Source organism: Candidatus Methylomicrobium oryzae, from assembly GCF_016745425.1.
Taxonomy (GTDB): domain Bacteria; phylum Pseudomonadota; class Gammaproteobacteria; order Methylococcales; family Methylomonadaceae; genus Methylomicrobium; species Methylomicrobium oryzae.
Genome location: NZ_JAERVK010000009.1, coordinates 202140 through 228273 on the forward strand (window position 1 = coordinate 202140; position 26134 = coordinate 228273).

19 protein-coding genes and 1 pseudogene are annotated in these 26134 nt (G+C 56.1%); 13 read left to right on the forward strand and 7 right to left on the reverse strand.

The window, feature by feature from the left end:
* Nucleotides 1-231: 231 nt before the first annotated feature.
* A complete protein-coding gene (glgX, locus tag JJL52_RS11900; protein ID WP_202052627.1) occupies nt 232-2334 on the reverse strand; it encodes a glycogen debranching protein GlgX in 2103 nt (700 codons plus the stop codon).
* 688 nt (nt 2335-3022) lie between these two features.
* Nucleotides 3023-4774, reverse strand: coding sequence for a beta-glucuronidase (gene uidA, locus JJL52_RS11905; protein WP_202052628.1), 1752 nt, complete (start codon nt 4772-4774; stop codon nt 3023-3025).
* Between the two features lie 354 nt (nt 4775-5128).
* Here uidA and JJL52_RS11910 point away from each other — a divergent pair, with 354 nt between their 5' ends.
* The 6 genes from JJL52_RS11910 to kdpB all read left to right on the forward strand — a co-directional run bounded on the left by JJL52_RS11910 (nt 5129) and on the right by kdpB (nt 12450).
* The gene (locus tag JJL52_RS11910; RefSeq protein ID WP_202052629.1) at nt 5129-5971 is read left to right on the forward strand and encodes an endonuclease/exonuclease/phosphatase family protein; all 843 of its coding nucleotides are present in this window, start codon (nt 5129-5131) and stop codon (nt 5969-5971) included.
* A gap of 90 nt (nt 5972-6061) precedes the next feature.
* Nucleotides 6062-6511, forward strand: coding sequence for a GNAT family N-acetyltransferase (locus JJL52_RS11915; protein ID WP_202052630.1), 450 nt, complete (start codon nt 6062-6064; stop codon nt 6509-6511).
* Between the two features lie 149 nt (nt 6512-6660).
* Nucleotides 6661-8001, forward strand: a complete 1341-nt coding sequence (locus JJL52_RS11920; protein WP_202052631.1) for a CorA family divalent cation transporter — start codon at nt 6661-6663, stop codon at nt 7999-8001.
* A 346-nt stretch (nt 8002-8347) separates the two neighbouring features.
* A complete protein-coding gene (locus tag JJL52_RS11925) occupies nt 8348-8437 on the forward strand; it encodes a potassium-transporting ATPase subunit F (protein ID WP_202052632.1) in 90 nt (29 codons plus the stop codon).
* Nucleotides 8437-10239: a potassium-transporting ATPase subunit KdpA gene (kdpA, locus tag JJL52_RS11930; protein WP_202052633.1), complete on the forward strand. Its 1803-nt coding sequence runs from the start codon at nt 8437-8439 to the stop codon at nt 10237-10239. The genes JJL52_RS11925 and kdpA overlap by 1 nt, the downstream gene beginning before the upstream one ends.
* Nucleotides 10240-10356: 117 nt before the next feature.
* Nucleotides 10357-12450, forward strand: coding sequence for a potassium-transporting ATPase subunit KdpB (kdpB, locus tag JJL52_RS11935; RefSeq protein WP_202052658.1), 2094 nt, complete (start codon nt 10357-10359; stop codon nt 12448-12450).
* Nucleotides 12451-12541: 91 nt separating this feature from the next.
* Here the strand turns inward: kdpB and JJL52_RS11940 are convergent, their stop codons facing one another.
* Entirely contained in the window at nt 12542-13507 is a 966-nt protein-coding gene (locus tag JJL52_RS11940; RefSeq protein ID WP_202052634.1) for an IS110 family RNA-guided transposase, read from the reverse strand.
* 585 nt (nt 13508-14092) lie between these two features.
* On the opposite strand from JJL52_RS11940, the gene kdpC reads away from it, so the two are divergent.
* The 6 genes from kdpC to haoB all read left to right on the forward strand — a co-directional run bounded on the left by kdpC (nt 14093) and on the right by haoB (nt 21651).
* Nucleotides 14093-14668 carry a potassium-transporting ATPase subunit KdpC gene (gene kdpC / locus JJL52_RS11945; RefSeq protein WP_202052635.1) on the forward strand — a complete coding sequence of 192 codons (576 nt, stop codon included), beginning with the start codon at nt 14093-14095 and terminating at the stop codon, nt 14666-14668.
* A gap of 11 nt (nt 14669-14679) precedes the next feature.
* A complete protein-coding gene (locus JJL52_RS11950) occupies nt 14680-15006 on the forward strand; it encodes a hypothetical protein (protein WP_202052636.1) in 327 nt (108 codons plus the stop codon).
* Nucleotides 15007-15189: 183 nt separating this feature from the next.
* Entirely contained in the window at nt 15190-17943 is a 2754-nt protein-coding gene (locus JJL52_RS11955) for a DUF4118 domain-containing protein (RefSeq protein ID WP_202052637.1), read from the forward strand.
* Nucleotides 17940-18635, forward strand: a complete 696-nt coding sequence (locus tag JJL52_RS11960; RefSeq protein WP_202052638.1) for a response regulator — start codon at nt 17940-17942, stop codon at nt 18633-18635. Before JJL52_RS11955 ends, JJL52_RS11960 begins: the two co-directional genes overlap by 4 nt.
* Before the next feature lie 332 nt (nt 18636-18967).
* A complete protein-coding gene (locus JJL52_RS11965; protein WP_202052639.1) occupies nt 18968-20644 on the forward strand; it encodes a multiheme c-type cytochrome in 1677 nt (558 codons plus the stop codon).
* A complete protein-coding gene (haoB, locus tag JJL52_RS11970; RefSeq protein ID WP_202052640.1) occupies nt 20644-21651 on the forward strand; it encodes a hydroxylamine oxidation protein HaoB in 1008 nt (335 codons plus the stop codon). The genes JJL52_RS11965 and haoB overlap by 1 nt, the downstream gene beginning before the upstream one ends.
* Before the next feature lie 330 nt (nt 21652-21981).
* Here the strand turns inward: haoB and JJL52_RS11975 are convergent, their stop codons facing one another.
* Complete coding sequence (locus JJL52_RS11975) at nt 21982-22257, reverse strand: type II toxin-antitoxin system HicB family antitoxin (RefSeq protein ID WP_202052641.1); 276 nt, start codon at nt 22255-22257, stop codon at nt 21982-21984.
* Between the two features lie 478 nt (nt 22258-22735).
* Here JJL52_RS11975 and JJL52_RS11980 point away from each other — a divergent pair.
* Nucleotides 22736-22948 (forward strand): annotated as a pseudogene (locus tag JJL52_RS11980) (PepSY domain-containing protein); the annotation flags it as partial.
* A 223-nt stretch (nt 22949-23171) separates the two neighbouring features.
* Here JJL52_RS11980 and JJL52_RS11985 read toward each other — a convergent pair.
* From JJL52_RS11985 to JJL52_RS21590, 3 genes are all read right to left on the reverse strand, one after another.
* Nucleotides 23172-23915: a hypothetical protein gene (locus JJL52_RS11985; protein ID WP_202052642.1), complete on the reverse strand. Its 744-nt coding sequence runs from the start codon at nt 23913-23915 to the stop codon at nt 23172-23174.
* A 106-nt stretch (nt 23916-24021) separates the two neighbouring features.
* A complete protein-coding gene (locus tag JJL52_RS11990) occupies nt 24022-25545 on the reverse strand; it encodes an alkaline phosphatase family protein (protein WP_336885068.1) in 1524 nt (507 codons plus the stop codon).
* 476 nt (nt 25546-26021) lie between these two features.
* The coding region (locus tag JJL52_RS21590) for a diguanylate cyclase domain-containing protein (protein ID WP_202052644.1) at nt 26022-26134 on the reverse strand (113 nt) is incomplete at its 5' end.

Here is a 26134-nt window from a genome sequence, read left to right on the forward strand (position 1 = left end):
AAACGATAATTTCGTTTAAATTATAACAATATGTAATTGTTTTTACATCGATGTATGTAAAATTTTTGAGGTGTGCGGCAAGCGGAAAGGGATCCGGCGGCAGAAGTTGGGAATTTCGGAAAACGGCAATGGCCGGGGATGTGGTTAACTAAACGGAATTGGCCTGAACGAGGAGGTCTGCGCGCATGAAAAAGGCGCCTGAAGCGCCTTTTTGAACCGTTCCGGAAGAAATTATAAATTCCACCATTTGGATTCGGAACTTTCCATCACGACGACCGATTTCGGTTCGGCCGTGTAAAACTTGCGTTTATGCCGGATCTGCTCTGCGGGGCTGACTGCGTCGTAGGGAGAGGGCTTCGAGGTGTCGATGGCTGTATGCCAGCTGAGGTTTTTCAATGGCGGCAGTTCCATTTCGACCTTGCTGTCCGACATGTTCAGCATCACATGCAAATGCGTGCCGCCTTCGGTGGCCGCGGCCAGGGTGAACGCCAGTACGCGGGCTTCCGGGTCGTTCCAGTTCGGCTGGTCGATCTGCGCGCCGTGCCAGGAGATGTCGGGCAGGTTGGTATCGTCGTGTTTCTGGCCGCTCAGGAAGCGGCGGCGCATCAGCGACGGGTTGCGCTTGCGTAAGGCGATCATGGACTTCACGAAACGCAGAATCTCGCGCTTGTTTTCGCTGATGTTCCAGTCGAACCAAGTCAGTTCGTTGTTCTGACACCAGGTGTTGTTATTGCCGTGCTGGGTTTTCAGGACTTCGTCCCCGGCCAGGAACATCGGTACGCCCTGACTCAACAGTAATATCGCAAACGCATTTTTGACCTGCTTGATTCGGAAAACATGGACCGCCGGATTATCGGTCGGCCCCTCGACGCCGCAGTTCCAGCTCAGGTTGTGGTTGCAGCCGTCGCGATTGCTTTCGCCGTTCGCCAGGTTGTGCTTTTCGTTGTAGCTGAACAGGTCGATCAGCGTAAAACCGTCGTGGCAGGTGATGAAGTTGATGCTGTTGATTGGCAGGCGGCCCTCTGGATGGTAGAGATCGCTGCTGCCGCACAGGCGCGTCGCCAGGTCGCCTATCAGGCCTTTTTCGCCACGCAGAAAGCGGCGCACCGCATCCCGGTAGATGCCGTTCCATTCGGCCCAGCGGTAGCCGGGAAAACAACCGACCTGATACAGGCCTGCCGCGTCCCAGGCCTCGGCGATCAGTTTCGTTCGGGCCAGTTTTTCGGACAGTTCGATCGCCCACAGCACCGGCGGATCGCGAAGCGGCATGCCCCCTTCGCCGCGCGCCATCGCGCTGGCGAGATCGAAGCGGAAGCCGTCGACATGCATGTGCTCGACCCAGTATTCGAGGCAGTCGACGATGAAATTGGATACGAAGGGGTGATTGGCATTGACCGTATTGCCGCAGCCGGTATAGTCGCGGAACACGGTTTTGTTGAACGCATCGATGTGATAATAAATTTCGCTGTCGATGCCTTTGAAATTGATGATCGGCCCGCCCGCGCCGCCTTCCGCGGTGTGATTGAACACCACGTCCAGAATCACGCCGATGCCGGCCTTGTGCAGGGCCTTGATCAGATCGCGGAATTCCTGGATATGCGTGCCCTGTTCCGGGGTCACGCAATAGCCGGGATGCGGACTGAAGAAACTGTGGGTGCTGTAGCCCCAATAGTTTTGCAGGCCCAGGTCGGCGGTGCCGGGCGGAACGTCCTGTTCGTCGAACGCCATCACCGGCAGCAGTTCGACATGCGTGATGCCGAGTTCCTGGAGATAGGGAATTTTCTCGATCAGGCCGGAAAACGTGCCGGGATGGCGCACGCCGGAATTGGGATGGCGGGTATAGCCGCCTACATTCAATTCGTAAATGATCGCACTCTCGCTTCGGATCGCGAGCGGCACGTCGCCTTCCCAGTCGTAATTGTCCTCGACCACCATGCTGCGCATCGAATGGCGGACGTTGTCGCCGGGTATGCATGCCTGTTTTCTGTTCCAAAGCTTCGTGCTGACCGCGCGTGCGCACGGATCGAGCAGGTGTTTGTCCTTATCGAACATCTGGCCCGAGTCAGGGGTATTGTTCGGACCGTCCATCCGCCAAGTGTACCAGGTACCGGCCGGCAGGTTCTCGACGAACACATGCCAGGCATAAAAAGTCCGGTTCACCTGCGACTGCAACTGAATGATCTGGAACGGCTCCAGGCTGTCGGCGGTTTCGAACAGCAGCAGCTCGACCGCGGTCGCATGCCGGCTGAAAATCGAAAAGTTGACGCCGTTCGGGTTCGCTGTCGCACCGGCCGGGTAAGGGTAACCGGTTTTGATATGATAAATTTCGGCCAATGATTTTTACCTAAGTTTGCAGTATCGGCGCTGCCCCGCCGGGTATAGGCGCGGACGGATCAATACGGCTTGAAATTGAAGAGATCAGTTAGGGTATTCACTTTGCTGACTGAGCCAGGCACCGCGGCTTTAAAGATAGTATAAGCAAAAAATAAACCAAAAGGATTAAATTGCTGAAAAAGCGCTGAGAAGGGTGAATATGAGTTTAAACCGATAAATCTACACGGACTGCACAGGTTTGGCAACGCCGGATTGATCCGCAGGTATCACTGCGAAAATACAGGTTGAATCGCGGGTGGCGATGACGGGAGCGATGCCTTATCCGTTCGAAGTCTCTGACTGTAAACAGTATGCTTTTCGCATGTTTATGCTATGTGGTCTTCCGTTATGCGCGCGCCAATTGTCTTTTTAGGGCGCGTGAGAGACGTGTTGCAAGCTGGACGCGGCCTGGACGAGCATGAGGATGAAAGTGCGGAGCAAGGTTTTTGTTAAGCGTTCGCCGTCATGCGGCGATCGTCGAAACAGGCCACCCAGCCCAACCGCGCCCTAAAATGATTCACCCCGATGTCGCCTGGATGTGAAGGACTTCATTCGGTCGGATTTCAGTTCCGGGTTCGATTTCTAATTCGGGTAAATTAAGGCGAGAAACGTCTGCGTCCGGCCGATCATTTTTGAATCAATTTTTAGCTTACTTGACCCAAAACTGTCTCAGTACGTGCGCCGCCATTTTGGGACCCCGGGTCCGGGTGAAGACGCCTTTCATGTTCATTCCGCCTACCCGCATAATGCTCTGCACGGCGGCAAAGTCGGCAAAATTCCACACATGCATTCCGGCAATATACGTTTTACGCGCGACGACCTCAAGATGGCCCCGAATATATTCCGCTTGGTATTCTTCCGTCCACATCAGGTCAGGATGACCGTGCAGGCCGGCGAGGGTGTCCGCGCCGAACTCGGTCAGGATAATAGGTTTATGCCAGGTTTCCCAGACTGTATCCAGCTCCATTTCTAATGCAGCCAGCGCCAAATCCAATTGGCCGCCCAGCGTATACCAGCCCCAATAACGGTTCAAGCACAAGACATCACAATTTTTCAGCCATGCCTCCGGACTCCCCTGCAGCGCGGCAAAGGTGACCAAGCGGGAAGGATCCAATTTACGAGCCCGCTCCATCAAAGTGTCCAGAAAGTGTTGGCCTTTTTCTACGAGGATATTACTTTCAATCTCGGGATTAAGCTTTGGAGGGATGGGTTCATTAGCTATTGACCAGATCACGACGCTGGCGTGGTTTTTGTCGCGTTCGATTAACTCATCGATCTGCTGCAGGCATAGACGCAGTCGCTGGGCCATATTCTCGTCATTGTCAAACTGCAAGCTGACTGCGGGTATCTCATTGATGATCAAGAAACCTTCCCGATCGGCCAGTTGCATCTCCTCTTCGCTGTAAGGGTAGTGAGAAGTCCGATAACTGTTGGCGCCTGTCCAGCGCATCAGTTGATGATCCTTGATCAATAAAGGCAGATTCAACCCCTTGCCGGAAGCGATAAAATCTTCGTGACGGCCAAAGCCCTGCATCGTTACCGGAAGTCCATTCAGTAAAATGCGGTCGTTTTCGACCTCAATCGATCGAATGCCTACCTTCAACGTGTATTGGTCCTGGTCTGTGCTGATTGTCAGATCGTAAAGATAGGGATGCCGGTCAGACCAGAAACAGGCATTCGGAACCGTCAGTAATGCGTCGGTCCGACCGCCGGTAAACGTTACCGTCTGGGTGATGGCAATATCTCCGCCATTCACGCGAAGAGTCCCTTTTTCCTCAACAGGGTTGTTCAGCCGGATTGAAACTTTGAGTATGCCGTCAATCCCCTCAATTTCCGTTATGACCGTGATATCTTCAATAAAGGTCTGAGGCACACTCAATAAGACAACCGGCCGATGAATGCCGGCAAACGGAAAGAAATCATAGGTTGTCTGCGGAAAACTTGCGATCGGCAATAGAGCACTGGGAATATTACCGGAGGGCACGCGGGTCGGTTTGAGTTCATTTTCGACGCTGAGGGCGATCCGGTTTTCCTCATTCCAACGGATGTGGTCGGTAATTTCGAAAGCGAAGGGGAGGTGGCCGCCTTCGTGCGAACCGATTTTGACGCCGTTAACATAGACGGTGCATAAATAACAGGCGGACCCGACCCGCAGAAAAATATGCCGCCCTTTCCAACTGGGTGGGATGTAGGTCGATTTGACATACCATGCCAACCCCAGATAATGATAAAGATCCTCGTACTGCTCGTTCCAGCTGCCGGGTACGGCGATCGGGCGGGATTCATTCAGGCCATGCTGCCATCGCTTATTTTCACCCGTCTGATCGGGATCGGTTTGAAAGTCCCAAAAGCCGGACAAATCGAGTTTGTCTCGGAATAAATTCTGCTGCGGATAGAGCATGACCGCTCCTTCAAAGAAGCTCTAAAGTTAGGGGAAAAAGCCGTTTTTTGCGGGATTCGTCAAATTTGACCCATCGCCCTATCTTTTTCATAACGCTTCTTGGCTTGTCTCGAAAGCCATGAGCGGCTCCTAACGTTGATTGAAAAATCCCAACCAGACCACAAACGCTATCAAATTTTTGTTTCAATTGTTACCGTGCATTCAGCGATCAAGGTTTTTTATTAAGGTTCATAAAACTTTAACCTAACCGATGTAGCGTTTTTCAGTTAAAAGCGCGAAACACACCGGGCTTTCCAACTCGCCTTTAATGAATTCAATCCATCATCCGCCGTTCTGCGGGCACGTACAGACGCTATGGAACTTTCGCTGTTGACGCTGAACCTTCATACTTATCAACAACATCCGCAGTATTGTCCCTTTGAAACCATGCATCGGCATGAGCGGGAAGTCCACATCATTGCCGAGGCCATCGCTCGCTTGCGGATTGATATCATCTGTTTTCAAGAGGTCGGGGAGTATTTGCACGATCCGATAGCGCATCCTTACGGCGAATCGCCTTCCAATATGGCATTTCGGATCTGCAACAAATTACGCCAGTGGGGGTATGGATATCATATCCACCAGGATTGGAGCCATGTCGGTTTTTTTCGTTGGCGCGAAGGGACCGCGATCATGAGTCGTTATCCCATGCGGCATAATTATTCCGCCTATGTATCCAACGACCATCGTAAAGACAACTACATGTCGCGCAATATCACCGTGTCGTGCATCGAAGTCCCGTGGTTTGGTTTGTTGCATATCGCCAACGTACACCTGAGCTGGGCTCATCATGGTTTTTTCGAGGAATATCCTCGGTTAAAAGCATTGATAGACTCGCGGCGGCATTTCGGCATTCGCGGCGATTTAATCGTAGGGGATTTCAATGCACCTGCAGGCGAACCTGCCTATAACCGTATCGTCGGCCACGGCGAATACATCGACCAGTTTTACGAACTGCATCCGCATCGTTTTTACGAACCCAGCTTTCAAGGCCACATCGATGGTTGGCGTCACAGTCCGCCCAAACGCATCGATCACATCTTTAAGCATTACCGTTCTCCCCTGCGAGTTACCGGCATGGATGTCATCTTCAACCACCATTTTCACCCCGTGGTTTCAGACCACTTTGGCTATCTGGCCCGCTTTGAGATGTTTTGACTATCTTCCTCAGCCGGACAAAGTTCCGCAGGCCATTGTCCGGCTTGTAGCCACAACCCTTATGGATTCCGGTAACGCGATCTTACACAAATGAAAACTTATCTAATACGTCCCCTGGGCAATACTCCGCACGCCTTATCGGAGGCAGTCGAATTGTTGGCTTCCAACTGCCCGAATGAATCGCATCGTTACGAAAAAAGCCGGCTTGAAACCGAGATAGGCTTGGAGAGCGCATTCCCCTTTTATAGAAAATTTTTCGGCGCTTACGCTGGTGATGGAACGTTGATCGGCATAGGAGGCATTAAGGCCGCTGATTGGGCTTCAGACACCCATATCCTTTATTTGATGGCCGTCGACAAAGCGCATCGCGGTCAAGGCGTGGGGACGGATTTGGAAAAATCTCGAATAGAGTGGATACTAAATAATTTTAATCACGGACGCTGCCTGGTCAGTACCAAACATAAAAAACGTTTTGTGCGCTGGGGCTTTAGGGTGGTGAGCGAAATTGACGATAGGTATCTGATGCTCTTGGAGTTTTAACGCGCATGAAAGCCGGATGGCTCTCCGGTTCAAAGCATAACCACAGGAGCCCATCCCAAGCAGTCAGTCTGTGAGAGGCTTGCGTTCGCTTAACCGGGCCTCATTTTGATCAATCGTTTCTCTGAGGATGCTCAATTTTATTCTTCTCCATGACGACAGACACAAACCATAAAACTCATGCCAACCCGCAAGCCGTAATCGACAAGTTACTGAAACAGAAGCTTGTTGCGGAATTGGTGCACAAACAGGACATGCCCCGGCACGAGCTGGTCGACTCGCTGGTCCGCAAAGAGAACATGGCGCAATTACGGCAGATACTCAATCAATTAACGGCCGAGGAAATTATCGATATTCTGGAAGGGCTGCCGTCGGAAGATCAATGGCTGATCTGGGAGCAGTTGGATGATGAGCATAAACAGGCGGTCCAGCGAGAGTCCCCGGTTTCCGTCCAGCAACTGTTGGCGAAATCCGGCTTCAGGCCGGAAAAGCCCAGAATCAGAATCAAGGCCTTCGATTTGCATGAAGGCCACCTGCGGGAAATCTCGATCCATACCCCGGAAGACTTGCGCGAAGCCAAACCGGTCTGGGTGGATCTGGTCGCGCCGACGTTTGAGGATCGCACTTGGGCGGAGGAAATTTTCGGGATCGAATTTCCCGATCCTGAGCGATTGAGCGATTTGGAAGCCAGCGCCCGCTTTTATGTGCAAGAGAACGGCGAAATCCATTTACACTCGGATTTCTTACTGGATAAGGACGATATATCGAGCAATATTGTGGTGGCCTTTATCCTCTATCACGATACGCTGTTCTCGATACGCAGACAAGAACTGCCGGTCTTCCGGCTGCAACGTTTACGCGCGTTGAGCCAGGCCGGTTATGTGACCGACTCCCTGGACATGCTGCTCGATCTTTACGCGGCCAATGCCGAATATTCGGCGGGCGCCCTGGAAGACGTCTACCTGACGCTGGAAGGGGTGGGCGGCCAAGTGCTGAGCGAACACATGAGCGATGAAGAGGCAGGCAAAATCTTGAACGACATCGCCATTGAAGAAGATCTGAATGGGCGGATTCGCCGAAACGTGATGGATACGCGGCGCGCAGTGTCATTCCTGATGCGCAGTAAAAGGCTCACCAAAGAGCAACTGGAGTATTCGCAACAGATCTTGCGCGATATCGAATCGCTGGATGGCCATACGGCTTTCCTTTTCGACAAGATCAACTTTCTGATGGATGCCGTCGTGGGTTTCATCAACATCAATCAGAACAAGGTGATCAAGCGTTTGACGGTGGTCAGCGTGGTCTTTATGCCGCTGAATATTTTGGCCGGAATCGGCGGCATGTCCGAGTTTACCATGATGACCCAAGGCATACGCTGGCCGGTCGCCTATGGCCTTTTTACAGCCGGCCTGGTCTTGGTCGGTTGGCTGACCTATGTCTTTTTACAAGTGCTGGAAAAGCGAGAGCATCGTCAAGCAAGAAGACGGGGGTAATCTCGCTATCATTTTCACCGTTGAAAGCTTTCCCATCTTGCTGCTTTTTTCCTGTTCCGAAAGTAGCCTTCTCTCCAAATGAAAAATCAATAAATTTTTACACCTTTTTTATTTCCGATTTCATAAGCTATTCCTCGATAACACTGAACAGCGAGTGGGGATAATCTATTTTGCAGTAGTTTCCCTATTATCGATCAGTAAAGATCCATCAGTTTTTCAGTAGGTTACACAATAGGACTCATTCTGGAGGAGTATCTATGGATATCGTTTTTATCCTGCTGAGCGCAGGCTTTTTTCTGCTTACCGGCGCGCTGGTCTACGTCTTCGAAAAATTACGGAGTGCGTCATGAGCTGGCTGTATCTCCTGAGCGCGGGCCTTGCGCTGCTGATTTTCGTTTACCTGGTTTTTGCATTGTTCTTTCCGGAGAGATTCTGATGACAAGCAATGGTTTTCTGCAAATCGCGGTCTATGTGATCGTGTTGCTGGGATTGGCGAAACCGCTCGGCGGGTACATGGCCCGGATTTATCGGGACAAATCGATCAGGCCGATGCGTTGGGTCGGGTCGATCGAAAGTCTGATTTACCGTCTCGGCGGTGTCAAACCGGAGCAGGAAATGCGCTGGACTGAATACGCCGCCGCACTTTTGGTTTTCAATCTTTTGGGCTTGATTGCGGTATATGCGCTGCAAAGGTTTCAGTCATATCTGCCGCTTAACCCGCAGCATCTTGCCGCAGTCACTCCGGATTCGGCATTCAATACGGCGGTCAGTTTCGCGACCAACACCAACTGGCAGGGCTACGGCGGCGAGACGACGATGAGTTATCTGACCCAGACGCTCGGGTTGACCGTGCAAAATTTCGCCTCGGCCGCGACCGGTATGGCGGTGCTGGTGGCGCTGATTCGCGGCTTCATCCGCCGCAATCAGGAGACGATCGGCAATTTCTGGGTCGACATGACCCGCAGCACGCTCTATATCCTGCTGCCGTTGTCGCTGCTGTTGGCTCTGGCTTTGGTCGCGCAGGGCGTCGTGCAGACTTTCAGCCCTTACCAAACCGTCGCGCTGGCCGAAGCCGTCAGCTATGAACAGCCCAAACTCGGCGCAGACGGGCAGCCTGTCAAAAATCACGAAGGCAAGCCCGTGCTCGAAAAAATCGAAGTCCGCGAGCAGACCCTGGCGTTAGGCCCTGCCGCTTCGCAAATCGCGATCAAACAGCTCGGCACCAACGGCGGCGGTTTTTTCAACGTCAATTCGGCGCATCCTTTCGAGAATCCGACGCCGTTGTCCAATTTCCTGGAAATGCTGTCGATCCTGTTGATTCCGGCCGCGCTCTGCTACACGTTCGGCGCAATGGTCGGCGATACGCGCCAGGGCTGGGCGATTCTGGCGGCGATGACGGTAATCTTCGTCGCGCTGGTCTTCGTGACCGTGCCGGCCGAACAGTACGGTAACCCGGTGTTGGCTTCTCTGGGTACCGATCAGGCGCCTTCGGCTGCCCAGCCCGGCGGCAACATGGAAGGTAAGGAAACCCGCTTCGGCATCGTCAATTCGGCCTTGTGGGCGGTCGTGACGACTTCGGCCTCGAACGGGTCGGTTAACGCGATGCACGATTCTTTCACGCCGATCGGCGGCATGATCCCGATGTGGCTGATGCAATTGGGCGAGGTTGTCTACGGCGGCGTCGGCTCCGGCCTGTACGGCATGATCGTGTTTGCGCTCGTCGCGGTGTTCGTGGCCGGCTTGATGATCGGCCGCACGCCGGAATACCTTGGCAAGAAGATCGAAGCCTTCGAAATGAAGATGGCCTCGGTCGCGATCCTGATTCCGCCGCTGGTCGTTTTGGGGGGCGCTGCGATCGCGGTGATGGTGGCCGCCGGTAAGTCCTCCGTATTCAACCCCGGCGCGCACGGCTTTAGCGAAGTGCTCTATGCCTTTTCGTCGGCGGGCAACAACAACGGCAGCGCGTTTGCGGGATTGTCCGCGAATACGCCTTTTTACAATTTCATGCTCGGCCTGGCGATGCTGTTCGCGCGTTACTGGCTGGCCGTGCCGGTTTTAGCGATTGCGGGCTCGCTGGCTGCGAAAAAGATCGTGCCGGCCGGTTCCGGCACACTGCCGACGCACACGCCGCTGTTCATGGCGCTGTTGATCGGCACCGTGCTGATGGTCGGCGCGCTGACCTTCATTCCCGCCTTGGCGCTGGGGCCCATCGTGGAACATCTGCAAATGACGAAATAATCGTAGGGTACGCTGCGCGTACCTGATCGGTCTATCAATTTACCGGATTCTTGAGTAAAGGTACGCGCAGCGTACCCTACGAGCTGAAAGCCCAGTAAGGAGAGTTTTATGAACGTGATGAGTAAACGATCGGCTTCGGCCTCTAAAAAACCGGTGCCTGCGAGTTTGTTCGACTCGCGGATTCTGCTGGAAGCGCTGGCCGATGCGTTCCGCAAGCTGACGCCCAAGCAGCAATCGAAAAACCCCGTGATGTTTGTCGTCTACATCGGCAGTATTTTGACGACGTTTCTCTGGTTTCAGGCGTTGAGCGGAAAAGGCGAGGCGCCGGCCGGTTTCACGCTGGCCGTCACGCTGTGGCTGTGGTTCACCGTGCTTTTCGCCAATTTCGCCGAAGCGGTGGCCGAAGGCCGCAGCAAGGCGCAGGCGGCGTTTCTGCGCAGCGCCAAGCGCGACATTGCGGCAAAGAAGCTCGACGAACCGCGCTACGGTTCGAACTACAGCAAAATTGCCGGTTCCACCTTGCGGCGCGGCGACGTGGTGCTGATCGAAGCCGGCGACTTCATTCCCGGCGACGGCGACGTGATCGAAGGTGTCGCTTCGGTCGACGAAAGCGCGATCACCGGCGAAAGCGCGCCGGTGATCCGCGAATCCGGCGGCGATTTCAGCTCGGTGACCGGCGGCACGCGGGTGCTGTCGGACTGGCTGGTCGTCAGCATCACGGTCAATCCGGGCGAAACCTTCCTGGACCGGATGATTGCGATGGTCGAAAGCGCCAAGCGCCAGAAGACCCCGAACGAAATCGCCTTGACGATCCTGCTGGTCGCGTTGACGCTGGTGTTTCTGCTGGCGACCGCGACGCTGCTGCCGTTTTCTTTGTACAGCGTCGAAGCGGCGGGTGCCGGCCAACCGATTTCGGTCACCGTACTGGTCGCGCTGTTGGTCTGCCTGATTCCGACCACGATCGGCGGCCTGTTGTCGGCGATCGGCGTCGCCGGGATCGGCCGGATGATGCAGAAGAACGTGATCGCGACCTCCGGGCGGGCCGTCGAAGCGGCCGGCGACGTCGACGTGCTGCTCTTAGACAAAACCGGCACGATCACGCTCGGCAACCGGCAGGCTTCGGCCTTCATTCCGATCAAGGGCGTGCCCGAGAAGAATCTGGCCGATGCCGCGCAACTGGCCTCGCTGGCCGACGAAACGCCGGAAGGCCGCAGCATCGTCGTGCTGGCGAAACAGAAATTCGGTTTCCGTGAACGCGATATGCGGGCTTTGGGCGCCACCTTTGTGCATTTCAGCGCCCAGACCCGAATGAGCGGTGTGAATCTGGAATCGCGGCAAATCCGCAAAGGCGCGGCCGACGCGATCCGTATGTATGTCGAGGAGCAGGGCGGCAAGTTTCCGCAGGCGGTTCAAACCCTGGTCAACAATGTCGCGCGGCGAGGCAGCACACCGCTGGTTGTCGCCGAAGGCGGACATGCGCTCGGGGTGATTGAGCTGAAAGACATCGTCAAAGGCGGCATCAAGGAACGTTTCGCGGAACTCCGGCAGATGGGCATCAAGACGATCATGATCACCGGCGACAACCGGTTGACTGCCGCCGCGATCGCGGCCGAAGCGGGCGTCGACGATTTTCTCGCCGAAGCGACGCCGGAAGCGAAATTGAAACTGATCCGCGAACATCAGGCCGACGGCCGCCTGGTCGCGATGACCGGCGACGGCACCAACGATGCGCCCGCGCTGGCCCAGGCCGACGTGGCCGTGGCGATGAACAGCGGCACGCAGGCCGCCAAGGAAGCCGGCAACATGGTCGATCTGGATTCGAATCCGACCAAGCTGATCGAAATCGTCGAAACCGGCAAGCAGATGCTGATGACGCGCGGCGCGCTGACTACCTTCAGCATTGCGAACGATGTCGCGAAATATTTCGCGATCATTCCGGCCGCGTTCGCGACGACTTACCCGGAACTGAACGTCCTGAACGTGATGGGCCTGGCGACGCCGGACAGCGCGATCCTGTCGGCGGTGATCTTTAATGCCCTGATCATCATCGCGCTGATTCCGCTGGCGTTGAAAGGAATCCGCTATAAGCCGGTCGGCGCGGCCACGCTGCTGCAGAACAATCTGCTGATTTACGGCGTCGGCGGCTTGATCGTGCCGTTCATCGGGATCAAGACGATCGATTTGCTGCTGGTCGGGTTGGGCTTAGCGTAGGGTACGCTGTGCGTACCTTTTGGGGTATCCAATGGTACGCGCAGCGTACCCTACGGCCCTCTGCATTTTCTAGTAGATACTGTTATCCAAGTCAAGCGCAATGAAGCGCAGGATCGAAGACTTTTCCTGATTTCAAGACGCCAAAGGCAACATGGACGAGCTTACGCATCATCGCGCCGATGATCAGCTTGGGCGGCTTGCCGGCCCCGGCCAGACGATCTTTAAAGTCCTTGCCCCAGGTGGTCTTGTACAGCGTGACCATGGCCGGCATGTACAAGGCTTTGCGCAAGAAGGCATGGCCGATCTTCGATAAGCGAGGCTTGCCTTTGACGCTGCTGCCGGATTCGTAGTGACGCGGATCGAGGCCGGCAAAAGCGGCGGCTTGCCGGCTGTTGGCAAAGCGGTCGGTATTGGCATAAAACGCCAGAAGGATAGCGCTGGTACGTTCACCGATGCCGGGGATGCTGTCGAGCAATGCCCGTTTTTGCTGGAGATCGGGATGCTGGTCGATGTGCTCGTTAATCGTTTTGACGAGCTGTTGCATGGCGTTGTCGAGCCAAGCGAGGTGCTGCTGAATGTCATCCTGGACGGCATCACGGGCGACGCCGAGACGGTGGCTTTCCTGGGTGCGCATCGTTTGCAGTGCCTCCAGGCGCAATATCAGCGCACGTAAAGTGATTTCCTCCGGACTCGGCGCCTGCCAAGGTTCGGGCTTGCGTTCGGCGCAGAAATCGGCGATCAAGCGGGCATCGACCGCATCGGTTTTACTGCGGGTCAGCCGGGAGGCGCCATAGGCTTTGATTTGTGCCGGGTTGACGACACTGACCGTCATCCCTGCCGTCGCCAGAGACTGGGCAATGGCTTCCCAGTAAATGCCGGTGGCTTCCATGCAGACATGAACAGAGGTGGCTTGCTGCGCAGCCAACCAGTCGGTCAATTGGGTAAAGCCGGCGGCGGAATTGGCGATGACTTTGCTGCGAAACTTCCCGTTGGGCAGGCGCAAGGCGCAGTCCAACTTGCTTTTAGCGACATCAATGCCCAGATAAAAATGCGTCATGAGAACCTCAAATTGATCTACCTTGTGAATGCAGGCTGCCGGCAGGCCGGGCCAAAGATACTGTCCGATCTAGGATCGAGGGGGGATAACTGCTGTAATTTCTACGTTGCGAACTTGCTGTTTCAAGGTGCGATACGGCATCCAGTTACCCGAACCTGAGGCGCCCCTCAGGTGTGTTTACCTACAGATTTATAACTTAAATCGGCTTAATAAACACGGGATTTATAATACAAGGATGGGTTTCGGCCGGCGCCTCACGGTAACTGCTCCATGCGTTACTCTCGATCGCGTGTTCCCGACGCGATCTACCTTCCCCATCCATGGGGGCGTCGATCGCGTGTTCCCGACGCGATCTACCTCGCCCTTCCTTGGGCTCGTACCGCCCGCATGAACGCCAGGGAGGGCGGGAATGCAGCGATTGCACGACTGCAGGGAAGCAGGAGATAGGGCAACGCAGGGAGCGGTTGCCGACGACTGCAGGGAGGCAGGAGGGAGGCAATCCAGGAGCCCTATTGCCGAGGAGCAAATCGCTGCCCATGCGGCCGTACCCATCCTACATCTCAATCCAATAATGGGAGTCGGAATATGTTTAAAGTGATCAAACCGGCAGCGATGATGTTGGTCATGTTGACCCTGCTGACCGGTGTTATTTATCCGGCGCTGGTGACGGGGCTTGCGCAAGCGCTGTTTCCCGCGCAAGCCAACGGCAGCCTGATTCGCGACAGCCAAGGCAAGGCGGTAGGTTCGGCATTGATCGGGCAATCGTTCAGCAACGGCAAGTATTTCTGGGGACGGCCGTCGGCTACCGCGCCTTATCCTTATAATGCGGGCGCTTCTTCCGGCTCCAACCTCGGGCCGATTAATCCCGCTTTGGCGGATGCGGTCAAGACGCGCATCGAGGCTTTGCGGGCGGCCGATCCCGAGAATAAAACCCCGGTGCCGGTCGATCTGGTTACGGCTTCCGGCAGCGGGCTGGACCCCCACATCAGCCCGGCGGCGGCCGAATATCAGGTGAACCGCATCGCCAAAGCCCGCCGTATCGACCCCGATAAATTGCGGGAAATGGTACGGTCGCATACCGAAGGCCGGCAATGGGGCTTTCTGGGAGAACCGAAAGCGAATGTCCTGGCTTTGAATAGGGCATTGGATGCGATTCGGTAGAGAATCGCTACATGATGAAAACGATTAACATTTTGCTGATGCTGCTTGGTTTTTTGGCAATAACCTGTGTCCGTGCCGCCGGCAATGAACGCTACGTGCTGCCGTACAGTAAAGCTTACCTCGAATCATGCAACTACGCGGCGCTGGCTTTGCATCCGGGCGTCATTGAAGTACAACGCGAGCAGCATTCGGATGGAAATTTCCGGGTGCATTATCAGATAATGATGCCCGATAGCGCAGAGTGGATTGTGGTGTGCGATTTAGCCGACGGCAAGATCATACGTAACGAGCAAGAGCTGAGCGGCGATTCCGGACTCAAAAAAGATCCGGCTCAGTGATAAGGCGACAAGTGATGGCCGTACTGGAGGCTTTACCTGGGGCTGGGCAACGGCAGCCTCAGGCCAAAAACCCGGCTGGCTGCGCTACGATTGATTGGTCGGCCCGGCATGAGTCGGCAAGAGCCGATGCTGAGGCATTCCGGCTGACCGGGCCGCGGCAGGATCTGTGTGCGAGGTTTCAAGATGGCGGCTAACGAACGTCCCAACCCCGACGCACTGCTGGCCCGCGTTGCGCGCAAGCAGGCAAAGGCCCGGCGCGGCCGCTTGAAAATCTTTTTCGGCGCGGCGGCCGGCGTCGGCAAGACCTATGCAATGCTGCTGGCCGCGCGCGAACGGCGGGCGGAGAACCTGGATGTGATCGTCGGCCTGGTGGAAACCCATGAACGCGCCGAAACCAAGGCCTTGCTGGAAGGCCTGGAGGTTTTGCCGCCCCGGCAAATCGAATATCGCGGCACCGTGCTGCGCGAATTCGATCTGGACGCGGCGCTGAAACGCCGGCCCTCGATCATTCTGGTCGACGAGCTTGCGCATACCAATGCGCCCGGCTCGCGCCATCCGAAACGCTGGCAGGACATCGAGGAACTGCTCGATGCCGGCATCGACGTCTATACCGCGCTGAACGTGCAGCATCTGGAAAGCCTGAACGACGACATCGGCCAGATTGCCGGCATCCGCATCTGGGAAACGGTGCCCGACACCGTTTTCGAAGCAGCCGACGAAGTCGAACTGGTCGACCTGCCGCCCGACGAATTGCTGCTCCGGCTCAAGGAAGGCAAGGTCTATCTGCCGCAGCAGGCGCAGGAAGCGATCCGGAATTTCTTCCGCAAAGGCAATCTGATCGCGCTCCGGGAACTGGCTTTGCGGCAGACCGCGCACCGGGTCGATGCGCAGATGCTCGATTACCGCGAAGACAATGCGATCCGGGAAGTCTGGCAGGTCAGCGAGCGGATTTTGGTGTGTATCGGCCCGTATGCGCTGGCCGAACGTTTGGTTCGGGCCGGCAAGCGTTTTGCGGTCAGCCTGCGCGCCGACTGGATCGTGGTGTATGTCGAAACGCCCGAGCTGCAGCGGCTGCCGGCCGAAAAACGCGATGCGGTGCTGAAAGTATTGCGTATCGCCGAGCAGCTCGGGGCGGAAACGGTCACGCTGAGCTCGCCGGCGATGAGCGAGGCGATCCTGAAGCTGGCGAGCGAAAGGAATGTGACCAAGATCATGATGGGCAAGCCGTCCCGCCGCGGCTGGCGGCGCTTTGCGCTGGGCTCGGTCGTCGACACGCTGATCGCGGAAGCCCATAACATCAATATTTATTTGCTCGGTAGTCCGCACAAACCGGAAGAAGCGGAGGACGAGCTGCGCCTGGCCGAGCGCCGCAGGGACGTGTTGCCGGGTTTGCTGCAGCGCTCGAAGGCCCGTAAACAAGGTTATTATCTCGGTTATCTGTGGGCGGCCGGTGCGACCCTGATCAGCGCAGTGCTGGCCAAGCTGATGCACGGGCGTTTCGAACAGTCCAATCTGGCGATGGTCTTTTTGCTGGGCGTGGCCCTGGTTGCCTCGCGCTTCGGCCGCGGGCCGTCGGTCTTTGCCTCGGTCCTCGGCGTGCTGGTGTTCGATTTTTTCTTCGTGACCCCTTACCACAGCTTTGCGGTGTCGGATACCCAATATCTGATCACGCTGGGCGCGATGCTGGCGGTGGCCATGCTGATCAGCAATCTGACCGCGAACGTCCGTTCCCAGGCCAAAGTCGCCGCGCACCGGGAACGGCGCGCTTCGATGCTCTATGCGATGAGCAAGGATCTGGCCGCGGCGGCAAGCGAGGGCGAAATCGTGCGTACCGCGGTGCGCCATATTTACGTCGAATTCGGCAGCCAGAACCTGATCCTGTTTCCGGACGCGCATGGGCGGATCGTATATCCGCAGGAAGAAAGCATTCCGGAGTCGCTGCGCCAGGCCGACCTCAGCGTCGCGCAGTGGGTTTTCGATCACAACGAGCTGGCCGGGCAGGGCACTACGACCCTGCCGGGCACAAAGGCCGTCTATTTCCCGATCGACGACGGCAGCACCGTGCTGGGGGTATTGGCGCTGAATCCCGTCAATCTGCGCCGGGTGTTTCTGCCCGAACAGCAAAAACTGCTGGCGACGTTTTTACGGCTGATCGCGCAGGCGCTGACCCGCCTGCGGTTTGCCGACCAGGCGAAAAAAGTCGCGCTGCAAGCCGAAGCGGAGGGACTGCGCAACTCGCTGCTGAGTTCGATTTCGCACGACTTGCGCACGCCGCTGGCGACGATCGTCGGCTCGGCGAGTACGCTCGCGGAAGACGACGGCAGCCTCAAGCCCGAAGATAGAAAAGAGTTGAGCCGGGCCATCTACGACGAAGCCCGGCGCATGTCGAATCTGGTCAGCAATATTCTCGACATGGCGCGGCTCGACGCCGGCATGATCCGGTTGCATAGGGAATGGTATCCGGTGGAAGAAATCATCGGCACCGTGCTGACCCGTTTCGGCAAGCAGACGGCCGGACGCGAAGTCAAGGTGGCGCTGCCGCCGGGCATTCCGCTGATTTATTGCGATGCGGTGATGATCGAGCAGGTGTTGGCGAATCTGTTGGAAAATGCGTTGCGTTATACCCCGGCCGGAAGCCCGCTGGAAATCGCCGCCGAAACGTCTGCCGACTCGGTCGAGATTTCCCTGGCCGACCGCGGTCCCGGCATTCCCGAAGGGCTCGAAAACCGGCTGTTCGAAAAGTTTTACCGGGTCCGCGAAGAAACCGCGCAAAGCGGCGTCGGCCTGGGCCTTCCGATCTGCCGGGCGATCGTTGCCGTGCACGGCGGCTCGATCCGCGCGCATAACCGGGCGGACGGCGGCGCGGTCTTTGCGTTCGTGCTGCCGCTCGACCAGCCGCCGCCGGATGTCCTTCAGGACGAAGGGGCCGCCTCGTGACCACGCTCAAATTCAAGATCATCGTGATCGAGGACGATCCGCCGATCCGCCGCTTTTTGCGCACCGCCCTCGAAACGCACGGCTTCGAGGTGGTCGAAGCCGCCACCGGCAAGCAGGGCGTGATCGAAGCGAAAATTCGTAAAGCCGATTTGGTCATACTCGATCTCGGACTGCCGGACATGGATGGTGTTGAGGTCGTGAAAGCAATCCGGGCATGGTCCGAAATGCCCATCCTCATCCTGTCGGCGCGCAGTGCCGAAATACAAAAAATCGAGGCGCTCGATGCGGGGGCGGACGATTACCTGACCAAGCCGTTCGGGCTCGGCGAACTCTTGGCGCGCATCCGTGTCGCGTTGCGCCATGCCTCGGGAACCTCCGAACAGACGCAGGCCGGCGTATTTTCAACCGGCAATCTGAAGGTCGACCTGATCAACCGCCGGGTATTCAACGGGGACCGGGAAATCCATCTGACGCCGATTCAATACCGCCTGCTCGCGGTGCTGGTCAAACATGCCGGAAAAATCTTGACGCACCGGCAGATTTTGAAGGAAGTCTGGGGACCGGATTGCATCGAAAGCGCGCATTACCTCAGGATTTACATGAGCCAGCTCCGGCACAAGCTGGAAGCCGACCCCGCCCAGCCGCAATACCTGCTGACCGAATCGGGGGTCGGTTACTGGTTGAAAGTGTGATCCGGCAGGGCGATCGCGCTATGCACTGAATGCTCGTCATTCCGGCAGGGATTGCCGGAATCCAGATGCCACGGATGGCATTCCAGAGCAGTTTGGGGGTGTTTTTAAGCTAACAATCCCCCCCTTATTGCGGGTAGATTTTACTTCCCTGTAAACTGGATTCCGGCAATCCCTGCCGGAATGATGGTTTTTATATATAGCGCGATCGCCCTGTGTGATCCGGCACGATTACCGTTTTCCTCTACGAAATTTGTTTTAATATCGGGCCTGTTGCGCTAAACTTTGTATCGAATCGCTATCATAATATCTAAAATCCGCCGGAGGGGGGCATTATGAGACACAAAATGCGTGATTTGCTGAGTATCGGTATCGTGCTGTTCGGTCTGGTGGGGTTCAGCGGCATCGGGGTTGCCGGCACCGAAATGCCGGATTTCGAACAGCTCAAGAAGAATTATTACGATTCGCACCCCGGCAAGGGATCGCACGGCGCCTATTGGGCGCCGATTCCGATCCAGAAATACTGGAATCCCAAGGACTTCTATCAACCGCCCAAAACCGTGCAGGGCGAATTCGGCCGCAACGACTGCGTAAGCTGCCATGAAGCGGCTACGCCGGGCGCGTTCCATGCCTGGAAACAAAGCGTGCACGGCGACCTGGCCGCGATCCGGATCCTGCCCGACAGCGATGTGCGCGCCTACAAGAGGCAAAAGCTCGCGGAGGTGGAAGCCAACCTTGCCAGGCAGGGCCTTTTAAAGCAGGGCCAGCGGCTCGACCAGGTCGGCTGTATCGATTGCCACGGCGGCGTCGGCAAGGAAACCGTCAACCATGCGGAGAATCTGGTGATGCCGGACCGCGCCGCCTGCGGCACCTGCCATGTGGGCGAGTTCGCCGAAGCGGAATCCGAAAAGAACCAGGAATGGCCGCAGAAGCAGTGGGGCAAGGGCCATCCTTCCCATGCGGTCGACTGGGAAGCGAACGTCGAAAACACCATCTGGGCGGCAATGCCTCAGCGCGAGGTCGCGCAAGGCTGCGACATGTGCCATTACCAGCAGAACAAGTGCGACGGCTGCCATACCCGGCATTCCTTTTCCGCCGCCGAAGCCCGGCAGCCGGAAGCCTGTTCCACCTGCCACAACGGCGTAGACCACAACGAATTCGAAAATTTTATGCTGTCCAAGCACGGCACCCAATATCAGACGCAGGGCAAGGCCAAGTGGAATTTCGAAGTGCCGCTGAAAGACGCGATCGCGAAGGGCGGCTATATCGCGCCGACCTGCCAGCTCTGCCATTTCGAATACCGGGGCGACTATTCGCATAATCTGGTGCGCAAAGTGCGCTGGGCTTTCAACCCGACCCCGGCGATCGCCGACAATCTCGGCCATTCCTGGTTCGAGGATCGTAAGACAGCCTGGGTCGATACCTGCAGCCTGTGCCATTCGGCCAGCTTCGCGAAAGCATATCTGGATGCGGCCGACAAAGGGACGATTCAAGGTCTGCAAGTCGAGCAGGAAGCCAAGAAAGTCGTCACCCAGCTCTACGACGACGGCCTTCTGGTCGGCCAGAAAACCAACCGGCCTGCGCCTCCGGCACCGGAAAAAGACGCGCCGGGCGGCTTCTTCCAGCTGTTCTGGGCCAAGGGCAACAATCCGAGCCACATTGAACGCATCCATGCCGACATGTGGGAGCATGACGTGATCAAGCACTACAAAGGCATCTTCCACGCCAATCCGGGCGGCTTCACTTATACCGAAGGCTGGTCGAATCTGATGAAGGACTATAGCGAGATCATGGATGAAAACACGCGCCTGCGCGAGTCGGCCGCGCAAGCGAAGGCCGCTAAAACCGGTGCGAACAGTGCGGCGCCTGCTCAGGCAAGCGAGGCCGGCGGCAGCGGGTTGAACCTGGCCGGACTGGTGTTGATCGCGTTGGGCCTGGGCGTGGCGTATAAGGTTTTCGGCCCCATCGGCAAAAAATCCGCCGCCGGCGAGCCGGATGAAGAAGCGAAGTGATGCGGCGAACACTCCGGAAGGGATTTCTGTCGGCATTGAGCGTCGCGTTGCTGGCAACGGGCGGTGCGCTGCTCTGCCGGCAATGGATCGAATCTGTTGGGCCCAAGACGGAGAGCGGCCAAAGCGAAACGCCGCTCTCCGTCCGCCGCGCTCCGGAACCCGCTAACGCGGTGCAGGGACATTTTCCGGCGCAATCGGTGGAGCGGCATGCCTTCAGCCAGGACGGCAAGGCGCTGTTCGACCTGCTGGTCGCCCGGTACGCGGACCGCGACGGTGCCCGGCAGAGCGCCGTCCTGTTCCCCAAGGAGGCGCAGGCCCTGGCTTCCACACCGACCGGCATGCGTTACGAAGTGTGGCAGGCCGCGGCCGAGGTGATCGCCCGCAAGGCGCCGGATGAGGCCTTATTTCTGAGCTGGTGGGACGACGGCCAGCGTCTGCACTTTCTAACCGGCAAGGAAGCCTGGCTGCGGAAGCCCGGCATGAAAACTTTTTCGAACCCGGTCTGGCAGGCGCTAAAAGACACTCTGCCTTTGGCCTCGGACGAGGAAAGCCGGCGTTCGGCGCAGATGGCGCGCTGGCTGACTCTGGACAGCGACAAGGCGATTGCCGAGATCGCCGCGCATTTCGGCCCGTCGCAGCCCGTTTATCTGCTGGTCGACAACGATCTGCTGCTGCATCTGGCCGAGTTCGGCGCTTACGGCGGCGCGCCCTTGAAGCTCGAAGCGCAAAACATTCCCGCCGGCGGCGACCTGCATGGGGACATTGCCCGGGTCAAGCGCTGGGCCGGCGAGACCGGAGACGGCAATTACCTGGCGCAGAAAGAGGGCACTTATTACCGGGTCTGGTCTACGCGCGATCCGAACACCAAAAATACGCTGCTGGTCCGGCTGCTTCCTTTCGTCGATTCGCTGAAACAGCTGCCCGAGGGTGTCAGCCTGGTTTACCAGAGCCATTGGGGCGGTTTTCTGTCCGTTTATAAGATCGACGGTCCCCGCCCGCCGCCTTAGGCATTTGCGGTCCGGGTGCCCGGCCGTACCGTCAAAGGCTTCGTTACACATGTTTTATAAGGCGCCCGCGTAGGTTGGGTTGGAGCGATAGCGGAAACCCAACACAACCCTACCAAAAGCAAAGTTAAGCGGAATTAGCGTAAGCCGTAACCCAACAAAAAACGCACGAAAGCGTTGGGTTACGCTGCGCTGCGCTAACCCAACCTGCTCGGGGCGTTCTGTGTGGAATTTGGCCGTTTGGGTATAACCGCAAGTGTTACGCCCGTGTTAAAAGACAGGGCGAAACTCAATCGCCTGAAATGCATGTAGAGTGAGCGGAGGAATCCGCTTCTACCGCACGGCTTTTAAAGGTCTGAATAAGCCGTCGTTTTGCGGTTTTCTTTGGGGTTCGATCTCCAGGACCTCCACTTTGCAATAATTTTTGATGGATTCCAGTCCCAGCTCTTCCCGTGCGTGTATCTGATGAGTGACCGTGGCTCTCAGAGCCTCCAGGGCTTTTTCCGCCGTTGCTTCATGGGCCATGCAGCCGGGAATATCCGGGCAATAAGCCGAAAAACGTTTGTTCAAGCCTTTATACGTCGGTTGTACGACTGCTACTAATCTCATTTTCAAGTTCTCTTCTTAAATTTAATGTTGACAGTTACGGATCCCTTGTCCAGAGGGTATTGCAAGATGCTCTGTTAAAAGCTAAAAGTCTACATTTATAAGATACATGCTGTAAACGTCGGATAAATGATAATAAAATCGTAGGAAATGGTTAATCTCTCTATCCATTCAGGGACCGGTGTATGAGTATTTTTCCAGACACGGTTACGCCGCCTTTAGCGGTAATTCATGGTCCACAGAGGATCTGTAACCGTGAGCGGAATGAATCTCGAGGCTGTAAAACAATTCGATCGATTCCGATAGGGACCGCTTGTCTTCCTTTCGATTCCGAAAGGTCGGCTGATTAATCCTCTCGGTTTTCAAGGTACAGAAGCAGCTTTCTGAAACCCTATGATCCCAGCTATTGCCCTTACGGCTCATGGGTAGGAATAGAGGCGATTCGGAATCCTTGACCGTTTTGGCGGATGGAGTATAAGCCAACGGCGCCATTCTTCAGGTGCGCGATCCGGCCCACGGCAGCGGCGGCGATGTATTCATACAATGGCAATGGCCGCTGCACTCGGGACAGGCGTTCGGCTGGACCGGCCGCATCCTGGTGTTCGTCTTCGGGCTGATATGCCCTTTATTGTTCGCAACCGGGGTGATCCGTTGGCTGCAGAAACGCCGCGCCAAACGCTTAAAGCCGAGATAAGGTTAAACCGCAGTTCAAAGTCAAGATGGCCCTGGCTGCGCTGAAAGCCGATAAAACCTTACTCCAATCATCGGCTGAATCTAACGTTCACCCGAATCAGCTCACCCCATGGATGCAGCAGTGATAGGACCATGCCGGCGAGCCGCTCAGCCAGGACGGAATCATTTCTCAAAGTGTTTTTCAAAACCCAAAACAATCGGTTTCATAACAGCTTTGACAAGAATCAATGAGAATGATCATGGCCCATCTGGGACAGTACACGCGCTACAAAAGGGTCGTACTCTTTATCGCCCAAGTCTGCGAAATCGATCACATCATAGCTGTCGGCCGGAGCCGGCTTCCAGGGGGCTTCGCTTAGCGCATAGGCATGCAACAGTTCGGTGCGTTCCGCGCCGTGTTCATGATGCCTTTCAATCAGAACCGGTAAAGCCAAATCCATCCGCATCACGATATGCCATTCCGATTCCGCAATTTTGCCTTGATATTCCTTGATCGGATAACCGTCCGACCATTCGATATCGCCGGCGGTCAACTGCTCCAAAACCTGCTGGTCCAACAAGAGCGAGAGCTTTTGCCAGGACGGCCCGGTTTGCAGCATCCGCAGGTCATCGGGCTGAAATTCGATCGCACGCCGATCATGGTGATACAGCTTGCGATGCAGCACGGAATGGCCATCCCGCTGCCAGAGCTCTCCCACTCCAAGTTGGGGTCTTTCGGTCGTTATCCGGTCGGAATCGCGCCAGAAACGCCAGGTGACGCTGTCCATATGAGGCGCGTGTTCGCCGTGGTCATGCTCGGGAACCTCGGTTTCATGCATTGTAATGAATTCCGCGGCGACCGCAGGCAGGGCTGCGGATGAAAGGTCGGTAATGTTTACGGTTGCGGTACGACTGGTAGGTACATGGCTGCAACCGAATAGCCCTATGGTAAATACAGGAATGATCAGACGGATTAAAATTTGCTTCATGATTTTCGACATGAGTCTTGGACTCACAGGTGATTTCAAAAAAAAATCAGGAACGACTGGCGTTCCTGATTGGGGCACAACTTAATGAGTGAACCGATTCACGCGCTTATTTAACCCAGCCTAGCGCATGGGCCAGCACATGATAGATTGCATTTTGCTCCAGAGTGCCGCGCACTAAATAGCTGCTTGGGCCATCGGCATAAATGGTCACATCTTCACCGGCATGCGTTTCCGACCCCATCGGCACAATCGACTCTTGCAGGTAGTTCGGGCTGGAAGTGTCGACCGTGGTTAAATCGGGGCGCAATTTGCTGCCTTCATAGGTTGCCGGGACAGTGCCTTCATTGGCCGGATTGAATTCTTTACGCTGTAACCCGCCGGTCCAGCCAGGGCCATTGGCATACGATAAAGTGGTATACGGTAAACCCAGCGAATCAAGCGCATTCACCCCATCCACTGCGGTTTTGCCCAGGATCGGATTGCCCCGTGAAGGATAACCGGCGATCGTAAAGACGTGGCTGTGGTCGGCTGTGACCAGAATCAAAGTGTCTTTGTCGCTCGTCAGTTCCCTGGCTTTTTTTACGGCCTCCGATAAGGCAATCGTGTCGGTTAGCGCGCGGTAAGCGTTTCCGGCATGATGGCCGTGGTCGATTCGACCCGCTTCGACCATCAGGTAATAGCCCTTTTTGTTTTTTTGCAGGATTTTAATAGCCTTGTCGGTCATCTCGGCCAATGAAGGTTCGCCTGCGGCATCGTCTTGACGGTCGGCTTCGTAGCGCATGTGCGAACGCTCGAAAAGGCCCAGCAAATGATCGGTTGTTGCGGGATTAACCGCATCAAAGCCTGCCTGATCCCAGACATAATCGGAATTGTTGTAATTCGTCAGCCATTCTAAAGTCAAATCGCGGCCGTCTGCGCGGCGACCTTTTTGGGTCGTATATTCCGGGTCGGCTTTGGTGTTCGGCATAAAATAACTGCGCCCGCCGCCCAGTGCCACTTCCAGGCCATTGCCGTAAGGAGATTCGAGCAACTGGCGGGCGATGTCCTTGACGGTAGCGCCTGCAGGAAGATTGCTGTCCGCTTCCCAGTCGCGGTCGGCAATGTGCGCGTAATTGACAGCCGGCGTCGCATGGGTCAGACGTGCCGTCGTTACGATTCCTGTTGACATGCCGCGCTCTTCCGCCTGTTCCAGAATCGTCTTGACGCTTTTCGCGCCCGTAACTTCCGCGCTGATTTCCGTACGGACAATGGTTTGATCCACTGAAATGGCGCCGTCATTGGTTTTAATACCGCTTACCATGGCGGTGGCGGTCGGCGCCGAATCCGATGTTTGTTGATTGGCGCTGGCAGTGACCGAGTGGGCTAAATCGGGAAATTTTTCGAAGCTGAGGCGATTGAATTCGCCGTCGCGGCCGCCGGTTTGGCCTTCCAAAATTCGCGCGGCAGTTACCGTCGATACCCCCATCCCATCCCCGACGAACAAAATGACGTTCTTTGCCTTACGCTTTGTAGGCGAGTCGAATTTGTTAACCAGCACCGCTTGATTGCCGGCTTTGAACCATTCTTGCGGGGTCGCGGGTACTTGACTGATAGGTTCCAGGTTTTTAGCGGCCGCATTAGCGGAAGCCACGACAGCAACAGACAATGTAAAACTGAATGCACCGATACCAACTGCCGAAAGTGTTACTGGTTTTTGTTTTTTCATGGGCCGCTCCCCTGAGACTATAATTGGAAAGCGCTAATGTACAGTTTGAATGTGACAATACAGTTAATAGCTGAGGTACTGTTGTCCGACTTCACGGCGGCTTCTCTAAATTCTGCGCTATAGATTTTGGATTTGTTTGGGTTTATTAGGGACCCACTTTTTCAGCTATTCTAAAAAGTGGGTTCGGGTTAGGGTAACCCCTTCAATTTTCCCGCCAGGGGAAGCGCCGGACCTTATCGTCGGGTAGATCGACATGGATTCGCCGCGCATCAAACTGAACTACTGCTGGCACGGCAAGGACGACCGTCTGAAAACGGAAAAGCAGGAAGGAGCGATCTGAATTATCTGATGCGGCTCGACTTCGGCACGCTACCAAAACAACAATCAATGGCGCCAGCTGTTTAAGGTGCCTCTTGCGCCACAATCCTATTGCGGCCGGCAGCCTTGGCGCGGTACAGAGCCGCATCGGCCCGGTCGATCAGGCTTTCGGGCGTATCGCCGGGCTGCCGGACGG